The 12128-nt window shown below is 36.2% G+C and carries 14 protein-coding genes, 1 tRNA gene and 3 pseudogenes; 13 read left to right on the top strand and 5 right to left on the bottom strand.

Features of this window, described 5'->3' with window-relative positions:
* The first annotated feature begins 210 nt into the window (after positions 1 to 210).
* The 3 genes from D0466_RS01060 to D0466_RS23535 are packed head-to-tail and all read left to right on the top strand — an operon-like array spanning position 211 to position 901.
* Positions 211 to 402 carry a PAS domain-containing protein gene (locus D0466_RS01060; protein WP_158555772.1) on the top strand — a complete coding sequence of 64 codons (192 nt, stop codon included), beginning with the start codon at positions 211 to 213 and terminating at the stop codon, positions 400 to 402.
* Positions 375 to 671 carry a PAS domain S-box protein gene (locus tag D0466_RS01055; protein ID WP_117320699.1) on the top strand — a complete coding sequence of 99 codons (297 nt, stop codon included), beginning with the start codon at positions 375 to 377 and terminating at the stop codon, positions 669 to 671. The genes D0466_RS01060 and D0466_RS01055 overlap by 28 nt, the downstream gene beginning before the upstream one ends.
* A gap of 44 nt (positions 672 to 715) precedes the next feature.
* Positions 716 to 901, top strand: coding sequence for an STAS domain-containing protein (locus tag D0466_RS23535; protein WP_407675591.1), 186 nt, complete (start codon positions 716 to 718; stop codon positions 899 to 901).
* 277 nt (positions 902 to 1178) lie between these two features.
* Here D0466_RS23535 and D0466_RS01045 read toward each other — a convergent pair whose 3' ends face one another.
* The 3 genes from D0466_RS01045 to D0466_RS01035 all read right to left on the bottom strand — a co-directional run bounded on the left by D0466_RS01045 (position 1179) and on the right by D0466_RS01035 (position 4067).
* On the bottom strand, positions 1179 to 2054 hold the full coding sequence (locus D0466_RS01045) for a DMT family transporter (RefSeq protein WP_117320697.1): 876 nt from the start codon (positions 2052 to 2054) through the stop codon (positions 1179 to 1181).
* Positions 2055 to 2374: 320 nt separating this feature from the next.
* Entirely contained in the window at positions 2375 to 3499 is a 1125-nt protein-coding gene (locus tag D0466_RS01040; protein WP_117320696.1) for a DUF4179 domain-containing protein, read from the bottom strand.
* A complete protein-coding gene (locus D0466_RS01035) occupies positions 3489 to 4067 on the bottom strand; it encodes an RNA polymerase sigma factor (RefSeq protein WP_117320695.1) in 579 nt (192 codons plus the stop codon). Before D0466_RS01035 ends, D0466_RS01040 begins: the two co-directional genes overlap by 11 nt.
* Positions 4068 to 4665: 598 nt before the next feature.
* On the opposite strand from D0466_RS01035, the pseudogene D0466_RS01025 reads away from it, so the two are divergent.
* From D0466_RS01025 to D0466_RS23250, 9 genes and pseudogenes are all read left to right on the top strand, one after another.
* A pseudogene (locus D0466_RS01025) lies at positions 4666 to 4961 on the top strand (GNAT family N-acetyltransferase); the annotation flags it as partial.
* A gap of 13 nt (positions 4962 to 4974) precedes the next feature.
* Positions 4975 to 5712 (top strand): ATP-dependent DNA ligase, encoded by a 738-nt coding sequence (locus D0466_RS01020; protein ID WP_117320693.1) that lies wholly within the window; start codon positions 4975 to 4977, stop codon positions 5710 to 5712.
* 82 nt (positions 5713 to 5794) lie between these two features.
* Positions 5795 to 6139 carry a YolD-like family protein gene (locus D0466_RS01015; protein WP_158555771.1) on the top strand — a complete coding sequence of 115 codons (345 nt, stop codon included), beginning with the start codon at positions 5795 to 5797 and terminating at the stop codon, positions 6137 to 6139.
* A gap of 667 nt (positions 6140 to 6806) precedes the next feature.
* Complete coding sequence (locus tag D0466_RS01005) at positions 6807 to 7118, top strand: ABC transporter permease (RefSeq protein ID WP_117320691.1); 312 nt, start codon at positions 6807 to 6809, stop codon at positions 7116 to 7118.
* A 751-nt stretch (positions 7119 to 7869) separates the two neighbouring features.
* Positions 7870 to 8152, top strand: a pseudogene (locus tag D0466_RS01000) (IS1595 family transposase); the annotation flags it as partial.
* A 95-nt stretch (positions 8153 to 8247) separates the two neighbouring features.
* The gene (locus D0466_RS00995) at positions 8248 to 8691 is read left to right on the top strand and encodes a VOC family protein (protein ID WP_117320690.1); all 444 of its coding nucleotides are present in this window, start codon (positions 8248 to 8250) and stop codon (positions 8689 to 8691) included.
* A gap of 280 nt (positions 8692 to 8971) precedes the next feature.
* A complete protein-coding gene (locus D0466_RS00990; RefSeq protein ID WP_117320689.1) occupies positions 8972 to 9508 on the top strand; it encodes a tetratricopeptide repeat protein in 537 nt (178 codons plus the stop codon).
* A gap of 148 nt (positions 9509 to 9656) precedes the next feature.
* Entirely contained in the window at positions 9657 to 10424 is a 768-nt protein-coding gene (locus D0466_RS00985; protein WP_117320688.1) for an HAD family hydrolase, read from the top strand.
* A gap of 96 nt (positions 10425 to 10520) precedes the next feature.
* Positions 10521 to 10652, top strand: coding sequence for a hypothetical protein (locus D0466_RS23250; protein ID WP_267897363.1), 132 nt, complete (start codon positions 10521 to 10523; stop codon positions 10650 to 10652).
* Positions 10653 to 10733: 81 nt separating this feature from the next.
* Here the strand turns inward: D0466_RS23250 and D0466_RS00980 are convergent, their stop codons facing one another.
* Together D0466_RS00980 and D0466_RS00975 are read right to left on the bottom strand one after the other, a co-directional pair.
* The gene (locus D0466_RS00980) at positions 10734 to 10943 is read right to left on the bottom strand and encodes a hypothetical protein (protein ID WP_117320687.1); all 210 of its coding nucleotides are present in this window, start codon (positions 10941 to 10943) and stop codon (positions 10734 to 10736) included.
* Between the two features lie 253 nt (positions 10944 to 11196).
* Positions 11197 to 11757: pseudogene (locus D0466_RS00975) on the bottom strand (DsbA family oxidoreductase); the annotation flags it as partial.
* A gap of 224 nt (positions 11758 to 11981) precedes the next feature.
* Here D0466_RS00975 and D0466_RS00970 point away from each other — a divergent pair.
* Positions 11982 to 12054, top strand: a tRNA-Val gene (locus tag D0466_RS00970).
* Positions 12055 to 12128 lie beyond the last annotated feature (74 nt).

The raw sequence follows: 12128 nt of genomic DNA, 5'->3' as shown, positions 1-12128 counted from the left end.
ACAACACCTATAAAAGAAATATTGGATATCTATGTTACATTTTAGAAGAGATTGTGAAAAAATGTACTTAAAGTAACGGGCAGGTTAGTTGAAGACGGATTTTTCAACTAATAAGCACAGATAAGGGAGACAAATACAATAATTATTCACTTATTGTTTAATGTTCTTAGTTGAAACTTATAGTTTTTGGTAAGGAGTGAAGGATTTTTCGTGGGAAATAATACGGATGAAAAATTGTATCGTCAAATCGTTGAATCGTCCACGGAGGCAATTATTATTCAACAAGATGGGAAATTTAAGTATATAAACCCTGCAGGAGTAGACTTTTTACGGGCTGCTTCCAGTGAGGAAGCTATCGGTAATCTGTATTCGATATCGTACCCGAGGAGTATAGAGAGCTGACAGAAAGGCACGCAAAATCGATCCTTGATGAAAATAAACCAACTGGAATTATCGAAAAACAATTAAGACGGTTTGATAGTTCACTAGTTGATGTAGAAACAAGTTGTACTCCTGTTTTGTATGAGGATAAAAAAGCGATTCAATCTGTCGTCAGGGATATAACAGAGCGTAAAGAAATCGAAAGAACACTCGAAAAAGTGTCCAAAGAAATTAACACACTATCAGCTCCAGTCGTCCCTATATTGGAAGGGGTCGCTGTGTTACCCTAGTAGGTTCTATTAATTCTGAAAGAGCGAATTATATTTTAAAACATGTGCCTTTAAAAGTACAGGAACAGAATGTCCATACTTTAATTAGCGATTTTTCAGGCATCTATGAACTTGATGCAATGGTAATCCAATGTCTGTTTGAAACTAGTGCAATACTTGGTTTGCTTGGTGTTCGTTCTATTGTAACAGGAATAAGACCCGAAATTGTCCAAAGTGTTGTTCAGCTCTGAGCCGATTTATCTCTAATACATATTTTTGGTACTTTACAGCAGGCAGTACATGATTTGGTGATAAAGGATAGTTTCGTAAGTGTTTGAATAGGATATCAAATATATTCCGTTATATTGTTATCCTTTTTCACTACAGGTTCGTTCTCTGGAGTAAGAGCCTTCATGAAACGGCTTTTTCTATTGTGCTAATGGGGCAGGTCAGCTCAAGAGAACAGAGAACTTTTTTTAGGAAAAATGAATCAAAACCCCTTCAAATACAGTGAAGGGGTTTTTAATACTATTTTTTCTCTATGATAACGAATAAAACACCTGTGAGAATTAGAATAGAGCCTATCCAAAATGTTATACCTATGGTCTCTCCCAGAATAAGCCATCCAAGTATTGTTCCAACCATAGGTTGAAAAAAGAAAAATATTCCTCCACTTGAGGCGTTAAGCATTTGTAATCCACGATTCCATAATAGAAATCCACCTGCTGTTGAGACAATACCCAAATACAATATTCCTCCCCAAATGGTCGGGTGGGTCAGTTGAGAGATATTAATTTCGTGCAAGCGTGGCAATACAAAAGGAGTCACCACGACTAATGCTACCGAGATGGAATAGGTCGTTACCACAATTTGTGAATAATCACTCGGCAAAAGCTTTACAAGTACAGACATGAGTGCCCAAGTTAAAGCTGCAATAAGTAGGGCAATACCTCCAAGTGTACTGGACATATTCACATCACTAATACCAACAATGAGAAGCACTCCAATTGTCGCTAAACAAACTGAGATTCCCTTTTTTAAGGTCATCCGTTCTTTAAGGATTAGGCGAGCAAAAATAACCATAAATGTTGGTGTTGAAGAAGTTATAATGGCTCCCATTTGTGCTGTGGATAGCATAGTACCAGTTTCCTGAGCAACAATTGAAATGGCATTACCTATAATTCCTATGGCTATGATTATTAAGACATAACGTTTTTCAATTCGCCATTTTTGTCTTGTTATAAAGCCTATTACGAGAAGTGAGACAATCGCCACTAAATAACGCATCCACACAAGTTCCAGTGGAGGTATGACCGATACTACAACTTTAACAACAACGTACATGCCGCCCCAAATACTTGAAGCTAAAATTAAATATAAAGAACCCAATAAGGTGTTTTTCACTTTTTTGTACCCTCCGTATTTTGTTTAGGTCGAGAATGCCCCTAACGGAGAGATGTAGTCACCTTCACGCCATTAAGAGCAGAAGAGTGCTACTGGTGGTACATCATTTTCAAATAATGGAGCCCAAAACATTTTGATTCACCTCAGTCCTACCACAATTATCTGTGTTTAATTATAGCAAAGAATATTAGGCATGTTTTTATTAAACTTCTTAGAGTAGATTGTGAAATAGTGTACTTAAAGTAACGGGTGCAAGAGTCAAAGATTGGAATGCAACAGAAAAAGACCAACTCAAAGAATTGGTCCCTAATTTTTTCCGTTTATTCAGTAATGATTTTTTTATCCTTACCCTTAATGATGATTTCATAATGGCCATCGTCTTGCTTTACTTGGTTCCAGATCTCGTCAGTATGGATAAACTCTTCAATCATGGTTCGAAGGTCAGCTGCCAGCACTGCTGCTTTCGGGTCGGTACTTGGGAGTTTAATGCCAATGTGGATTTGCATCATCTCTCCCTTTAGACTCTTATAGCCGACACTAGAAACTTTGTATTTTTTGTACATTTTTAATTCGCCCGCTATACCGGAAATTGCATTTCCCCACCGCTGGTACTGCTGTTCCTTTGCCAAGTTAAAAATACGACGTTCTATCTTTACGTTGTCCTTGCCGGCTGCTTTCAAAGCATCGGTTATGTTTTTTTCAATTTCAGCAATTTTTTCGGGGCTTTCTGTATTGGGGAATTCGAGATGAACCGTGTTCTGTCCGCCTCCCCATGATTGCTTGTAATCGTGAAATTTCAGGATCGGCTCAACTATTTGTGCTAGTTCATCCCATTCCTTTTGATTACGGGCATCTTCTTCTTTCCATTCCTGCGAAGGCTCTTTATGTTGTTTTACCTCCACATAATAATCTTCATAAATTGTACCCTTATATTGGTTACTGTTAATTATGTTGAAAGCAGTTTTTTCAACGCCTTCTTTCATTTCCTCTACCTGTTCTTTTGAAGTATCAAGAAAAATATAAACACCTTCCTTGCTGCCACCTACATGTTCGACCACTTGTTTAACCGGGAATCCTTCTTTTTTAAGGTTCTTTTCAATCTGCTGTACTGGTGTATCAAAGCGATCATAAATAGTACTCAGCGGGGGAATCTTTGAGACCATTTTGGCCATCGTTGGCGATACAAAGCCGGAACCAATGAATAATAGAAAACAGGCTGAGGCAGCCAACACGGTTGCAGCTGATTTTTTCACTGCACTCCATTGTTTCCTCGTTCTTTTTTCATACTCTCCCCATTCTCTGTCAACCTGATTGATGCGGCTGTCATCAAACTCACCATTTTGATAACGTTGAGGCAGCTTTTTCGTAAAGTTTTCAAGAGAAACTGGGACCTGAAGCTGATCCAGATTGGTGTGCCTGTGCATATTCTCTTTATTAGACACCATAGGTTTTTACCTCCAAGGGATATTCGTTGTTTTTTTGCATCATTTCGGCAAGCTTTTTCCTGCCACGGCTAAGTCGGGTTTTAATTGTGTTTGGATTCTCATTTAGGATAAGACTGATCTCCTTTACCGAAAACCCCTCATAATAGTAAAGCAGCATCGGCACACTTTGCTCCTCATTTAAACTGGTAATCATACCGAGCATCTCCTTAGTATTCTCGTTTTGGATGGCTTGCTGCTGTGCGGAGGCAGAATTGAGTGCCGCCAGTGCTTCGGGATTTTCGTCAATATTGCCCGCTTGTTGCCGGGAGTTTTTTCGATAGAGATCGATGGATCGAAGATAAACAAGACGATAAAACCAAGCTTTAAAATTTCGTATCTCTTTATTTCGCATAATACTTATATAGCAGTCTTCCAATGCAGTTTGAACGGCATCCTCTGCCATTTCTTTCGACCGTAGAACCAAATAGGCAGTTTTATAGGCAGATGCTAAAAATTCCTCAACCAGTTGGCTGAATGCCTTCTCATCCCCTAAGCGGATGCGGTTCATCAAATTGATATCATTTTTCAAAATGGGGTACCTCCATTTTCTTTGTTTCTAGTAATAAGTCGTTTTTAGCCACTAGTTTGGTTTCATTTTAAAAAATCTTTTTCAGAAAGGCTATAATACCATTATCAGAGTACCGGAGTGAAATAATGCTGAATCTAATCTGTAGTAAGTCTATATTCCTCAACTCTGTTAAGCTAACAGGGGAGAGGGTTGCGGACCATCTTTCATTTATGGCTGCTTTTCTTATTGAACGTACGGGCAGGTTAGTTCAGTTGCAAGTATTTTATGTTACAATGCAAATAATTAGAATAATATGGAATTTCCATGAAAACGATGAGGAGATTGATACCAATTAATAATGACAAACTTTATAGATTTGCTGCAATTTGTTTTGCTATAGCAGGAATTTCTTTTCTTACAGTGGGGATTTTAGGAAGCTTTCAAGGATTCAATATTGGTTTAACCGTATTGTTTGCTTTTAATTCTATACTATTTTTCTCCTTAGATAAGATGAATAAGAATAATTCCTAAATTATGCCGGGCCATTGAAGTGGCTCTTTTCTTACTGAACTAAAGGGGCAGGTTTGTTTAAGAAGATAAGTGAAAGAAGGAGTTTGTAATGAGAGTTAATGAAAAGGAATTTCACGTTCACGATTTACGTTATATCATAAGGTCAGCAAACGAAAATGATGCGAAAAACTTGTCTGAAGTAAGATTGCAAATTGATGGCGAAACAGAAAATATGGATAGAGAAAAAGGTGAAGCATACATAGATGAATTTGGTTTTAAACAACTAATCAAAGAAGATACAAAAGCTGTTCATAATCTTTTTCAGTTTGCGAGACAGATGGAAGGATTGTTGGTTTTTCAAGGTGTGAGGGCAATCTGTTGAAAAGAATGTCTCATAAAGTTGAACGGAATACGACTAATGCTTTCCAAGTTTAATAATCAAGTAAAGCTATATACACGGCACAACAATGAAGTTACAGCCAAGTTCCCAGAATTGCAGAAAGTGGATATCCCAGATGGCACGATCTTGGATGGAGAGATTATCGTTTCTGATACAGAAGGTAAGCCGGATTTTCAAGCTATGATGCAGAGATTCCTATCAAAGAAGTCAGGACATAATATTCAATATTGTGTATTTGATGTGATTTACCATGAAGGAAAGAAGGTGACACATATTCCTTTGCTGGAAAGAAAAGCACTGCTTCAATCCTTAATCGAAAACGATAATCATATCGCTGAGGTACAATGGGTTCATGGAAATGGGGCAGCCTATTTTGAATTAGTGAAGCAGAATGGATTGGAAGGTATTGTTCAGAAACGAGCTGACTCCAAGTACCAAATTAATAAACGTTCAAAGGATTGGCTAAAGTTCATCAATTACCAGTATAATGACACAGTAATCACCGGATTGAGGAAAGATGAATTCGGGTTGCTATTGGCAATTGAAGAAGGGAATCGGTTAAAGCCTGCCGGACTTTTGGAGTTTATGCCTCTTCATGCCAAGAAACAATTCTACCGGGAATACCAACACTTCATTGTGGATGAAGACAAGAAATTCATTTTTATTGAACCACAAATAAAGTGTCGGGTTAAATTCAGAAACTATACAAAGGCAGGTTTATTGAGGATTCCATCTTTCGTTGAATATATTAGTTAAATAAAAGTTTCCACTACTGGGACTTTCTTTTTTTGTGAATAAAACAGAACGAATGTTCTATAATAAAATAAGGAGTGATATTATGGGACTAAAAGACAGAGGGAAAATCAAATGGCAGGGAGCATTCATTATGCCTGAACATTTGAAGATGCTAAATGAATTGAAAAAGGATTATTATCGACAAACTAAACCGATTCTTGATGAGTATCAGATTGAAAAAATTGAGAGTAAGATATGTTACGCAATAGAATTCACATTTATTGTGAAGATAACCACTTGGGAAGATGGATATGAATGGCATTACGAAGGGCTGGTATATCGTTTAGATCCGATACTTAAAGTAATATATTTGGAAAAGCAAACAGAGGATTATTACATAATAAAGATTAGGTTTGAGGATATTGTTAAAGTTGAAGTTAAGGAATAATAAAACCCCGGTGGATTAATGTTATTGGGAATAATTTAATACAGAGTTTTAAAATATCTTATAGTGAAAATTTTTAAAAATGGGATATTACAAGAAAAGTACCCGTTGTGTATATTTTGAAAAAACCGCCTCTTGCACTGTAATATTCATTTAAGATTGTCCCCCTAAAGAATCCAGCCTTGAGCTGTTTTTCTTATTTTTGACACTGCGAAACAAATGATCGGATAAGCAAAGATCACTTAATGCGTTCTTTTTGTATAAAAAGAAACTGTATAATTTTCACTTAACAAGTGAACTGAAAAATCTACGAGTGGAGCATTGTATGAAGAGAGTAGTGTTTTTTAAACTGTTTGTCATTAGTTTTTTCATAATGGGTTTAGAAATGACAGCCACAAGGCTAATAGCACCAACATTTGGTAACGCTGTTTACACATGGGGCATCATAATTTCAGTTTTTCTGATTGGTTCATCTGGAGGGGATATCACTGGCGGGTATACCTCTTTTTAAATTAAGTACCCATTAGTTTAAGTACAACCCTTAATTTGTTTATCAACAAAAAAACTCCCTAAAATAATATTTACCAGTTGCAAATTAAATACATAATTTGGATATTTATATGTAAAATTATGCTAATATTTATGTGATACTTAAATTAAGAGGTGCTATATGAGCGGAGACGGACTTATTTGGTTAATCTTATTATCAGTGCTTTTGATTTCAAACGTTGCAGCAATACAATTGTACAAGAAAAACAAATTACCTTTATGGTTAGGTGGTGTGGGTATATCAATACTTGGACCGGTTATTGGGTTTTTATCAGGTTCTATTTTTGTAAAGATGGCTCATAACGCAGGTGAAACGGGAGAAGGTGCGGCACTGGGAGCTGCTTTTATAGGTTTAGTTATTTTAGGCAACGGTATTATTGTTTTCCTAATTGGTATTATATTAGCAATCGTTAAATTTACTAGAAGCAGCTAATACCCTGTTAACAAAAGCATCCACTTAGCCATCATAGGAAAAAACTAACCTATAAAGGAATGGGTTAGCTTTATGGTATTTCAGGAGTATGGCTTTTATACACCTCATTGCATTAAGCACTCTATAAGAGAGCCTAGTCAGACACCTTCACATTGACCGCATTTACTGCGGTTTTTTTATGAAAATAATATAGTCGGGTGGATATAAATAGAGATTGACGCTGTGAAGCATCTGAAATAAGCATTCTTTAATTAAAAACCTAAACAGCTAGTGGAGTTTCGGGCTATTCTTGGATTTTCCTTATTAAACAACCAGCTTCTCGTTAATCAATCAACACATTCAATAGATCCTATAATGTGGCCGCAGGTTTCCTTGCTCCGTGGTAGCTGGGGCAGCAATGGATTTAGTTCTGTATCTGTAGTGTTGAATGCTCTTCGTTTGCAACGGGTAAAATTAAATGACTAAATCTGCTGAAAGGAAGATATCCCATTGAAAAAGTGGGCAACAGCTGCAATTGCATATATGTTGGTTGTTATGGCCATATATATCATCTATGATCAGTTCATTGCGGAACCAGATGTTAAGAGTGGAAATCATACTGAAAACCATAGTGATTAATAATTTGAGAAAGTGTACCTTTCTACGTACCTTGTATTATTTTCGCATCCTTGGCAAATTGAGACAGGAATGATGAAATGAAAAAAGTTACACTCACTATTTATTCAAGACCAACCTGACTGGATTGTAAAGACTTGAGCATTATAGGTCTAAATCAGATGGTAAGGAACGAGTTCGTGGGGTTTATCATATTCAGAATGTAAATTAGTTATCACAGTCGTTTTAAGGGCTGGATAAATCGGTTTAATGGCGTGGCAACAAAATACCTCGACCATTATTTGAGCTGGTTACTGTTTCTAGATGGAATCCGTTTCCGAAACGATTTTACAACTATTAGTAAGATGATAGTTAATAGCTGCTTATTCCCGACCATTGCTACTAATGGTAAATTAAGGTTATCTACATTTACATATTAATGAGCTTTGTTCAACTAAAGGGTCAGATTAATGCAAAAAGGATGTTGGATAAAGATGGAGAATAATATACCTAATAATTTTTTGGAGGGGAAAATGTGAATAGGTTAAATCTAATAACTCTTGGTACAAAGGACATTGTAAAATCTCATGATTTTTTTAAGGAACTTGGTTTTGACACCTCGATTAGGGGCTCAGAATCAAATCCTTTTATCATTTTCTTTAGAAATGAAGGGACAAGAATAGCCTTGTACCCTTTAAATGAACTTGCTAAAGATGTAAATAAAGACAATCCTCCTACTATATCAAATGGGTTTTCAGGAATAACATTAGCTTACGTTGCTAAGTCTGTTGAAGAGGTAGATGATGTTTTAGAAAAGGCAGTATTGGCAGGGGGAAAACTACAAAAAGAGCCTAAAAGAACTGATTGGGGAGGTTATGGAGGATATTTTACTGACCTAGATGGCTACTATTGGGAAGTTGCCTATGCCGAAGACTGGGAATTCGATGAATCAAATATGTTAGTTATTAACGACCAATAAAAGTTTGTGAATAAATGTACTTAAACAAACGAATCTTAGCCTTCAACAAGGATTTCAACAAGGACCCATCAAGGATCCTTGTTTTATGTTCGTTTTTCAACAATATTATTTAACATAGCTTTGAGAAAAAGGGATTGCTTACGTTAAAGAAAACAGTGTTAATCGGCTTTGAACAAAATCAAGAACAAATAGAGGATATTATTAATTCAAATGTGTAAAATGACGAGAAGAAGGGGATGAACCCTTCTTCTTTTTATAAAAATGAAAGGGATGATAGGTAATGGGTTTGTTTGATTTTTTATTAGGAAAGAGCAAGAAAAAGGCCACGACAAATGTTAACAAAACAATACCTAATCCCGGTAACAATGAGCGGAATGGAAACCAACTTTGGCTGGACGCTATGAATGAAGTTGATGATGAGAAAGCGGAAAACCTGTTTTTAAAGTCAGAGAAAATTACTGAGAGTATGGTTGATTTACATTTTACATACCTTGGCCTTTATAAATTATATTATAGGCGTAGAGAACAGTGGCCTAATGCTCTAGAAAAGTGTATTGAATATTGTAAGAAGGATATAGAGATATATCCTCAATTTATTCAGGAGTACATGAAAGAATCAAATGTAGAGCCAAGGGTTCCGGCATTTCAACAATTAGCAATTATTTACGAAAAACAGGGCAAGTATCAAGCTGCTATTGAAGTATCACAGTTAGCAATAAAATATAGTCAACGAGACACAACTAAGAGTGGTTATGAAGGACGAATTGAACGGTTGACAAGGAAGATGAGAAAAGAATCTGACTCGGATAAAGATTAGTTAAATCTTGAGTTTTTTTATTTAATTCCTTTTCAACAAGCCTGTTTTTTAAAACTATCAGAATATACAATTAAGTTAAGTTCATAAAAATATTATTCATTACAAAAAATAATACTAAGTTCTATAAAAAGCAAGGAGAACGTTGCAAATGGGAAAACAGAATTTAATATTTGATTTAGATGATACACTCATTCATTGTAATAAATACTTTAGAGCTACAATCAACTCTTTTGTAAACCAAATCAAAGATTGGTTTCCATTTATTACCAGAGAAGAGATTACACAAAAACAATTGGAAATTGATATAAAAAGTATTTCTGAATATGGACTTAATTCTTCTCGGTTTCCAGAGTCACTTGTATCTGTATATATTTTTTATAGTGAGAAACATCAACATAAAATTCAACAAGAAAAAATCGATATAGTTAGAAAGATTGGTCAACAAGTATTTGAAATTGAGGTACAACCTTTTCCATATATGTATGAGGTGTTAAATGACCTACAACAAGAGGGCCATAATCTTTATATGTATACGGGTGGAGATAAGGAAAACCAAACTAGAAAAATTGTTCAATTGGAATTAGAAGCTTATTTCGGAAAAAATGTGTTTATTTACGAACACAAAAATACTGAGGCACTAAAAGAAGTTCTTCAGATGATAAAAGCAGATCCTAAAACCACTTGGATGATTGGGAATTCCCTGAAGACGGATATAAAGCCTGCTCTTGAAAATGGTATACACGCTATTCACATACCATCAGAATTAGAGTGGAGCTATAACAACATTAAAATAGACATAGAACCAAAGGGTGAATTGTTGACAATAAATTCCTTAATACAACTTCCGGAGATTTTTCGAAAGTATGATGGTTGTGTTGGAGAACAATCAATGCAAAAAACAATGTCTCAGGATTAAAACGACAATGCTCTGAAGTTTTAATCTATTCTTTATTGGTGAAAAATCTATATAATGCTGCTATATTCAGAGTTTTCATTTATATCCAAGAGACATGTGATAAATAATATCGCCGCAAGCATTGCTGCGAGTGCCGCTTCAAGGCTTGCCCATCGCATGAGGGATGATGAAGAATCTCTTACGGATAAAGAAAAGGACATCCGCCAAGAAGAAGAATTAATAGGATAGACCATTGCTGCCGGCTTGCGAAGAAAAAAGCCGGTATTTGTTTTTTTAGGATTGTTTCTATTCGAAAAATGATTTAAATGGTTAAGAGGGGAAGGGAATCAAACGGGCGGAAAGGATATTTGAAATCTTAAATGTTCGTTTTGTGTGGCGAAGAAAGCAAAAAGCCTGGATATAGCCGTCTTTTATGGCAATAATGGATATTCGCCGCTGTGAGATTTTTTCTTTGTCTGAAAGATAAATAATTTCCAATGGTGCACCTTCCTCTAAATTTTTCAGCAGCATCGTTTTCATTTCTTTATACCTCCTTTTCTCTTGTTAGATATATTATATGAAAACGTATGTTCGTTATGCAAACAAAAAGGAACGAATGTTCTATTTTATAGAAAAGAAAACGGCTCAGAAGAACAGCCGTTTTCAGGAAGTAATTTGATTTATTAAGAATTAAGCGAAAAGTAATCGTTTTTAAGCGAAAATCACGACACATAAAAAAATCAATTATTCAGCATTAATTGAATTCATTAAGTGAAAAGAACTTGGACCCGTTTTACATATTAGTTCCCGGGCCTGTTTCTTCTTCATCCAGGATTCTTTCCAATGCTTCTTTTGTATGCAACCCCTGGACACGGCGGTTTCCAATAAAAAATGTAGGCACTGCCGTTATTTGTGCATCATAATAGGCATGTTTGAGCGCCTGTTTGTGGTGCATTTCGTATTTGCGTTCAACTAACGCTTCGTTAAAACGCTCTTTGTCCAATCCAACCGAAGCAGCGATTTCAGCCAAAACATCTGTGCTGCCAATATCCTTACTCTGTTCCCAAAATTCCCTTAGGACCGCCTCCACATATTCATTTCCTTTGCCGTGTTCCTTGGCGAACCGGAAACCTTCATGGGCAAGGTGGGTATGCGGTGTCGGATCGACCTGCGGCATCACCATTTTCACGCCTAAGCGATCTGCGAGTGGAGCGATAGATTGCTTCCATCCCTGCTGGAAACGGGCATCTTGTGGAGAGAGGGTTTCATTCGGATAAGGACGGAGCTCGAATGGCATCCATTCGACTTCAACATCCCTTCCTTTTATTGCTTCTTTAAGCGGAGCCTCCGCTAAATAGCAAAACGGTCAAACATAATCAGAATAAATGCGGATTTTTATTGCCATGTTTTATTCCTCCTTTTTCACTAGTAGTTTATCAACTCGATGGACGTAAATACGAACGAAATGCTTGTAAAAGTGATGTTAACAATTCAAAAATAATATTTTAAAATAAGTATTGACTTTTTACACAGAAAACATATAATTAATATTGTGCTTGAGAAACAAATGAATAACACGATCTGTTAGCTCAGCTGGGAGAGCACCACCTTGACAGGGTGGGGGTCGGGGGTTCGAGCCCCTCACAGGTCACTAACCAAAGCCTCTAAAACGTTGAAATGGCAACGTTTTGGGGCTTTTTTATTTTGCTATCACGCACACAAATG

The sequence above is a fragment of the Peribacillus glennii genome, assembly GCF_003429105.1.
GTDB classification, from domain to species: domain Bacteria; phylum Bacillota; class Bacilli; order Bacillales; family DSM-1321; genus Peribacillus; species Peribacillus glennii.
The sequence above is the reverse complement of the archived record's forward strand: the minus strand, read 5'-3'. Positions and strand labels throughout refer to the sequence as shown.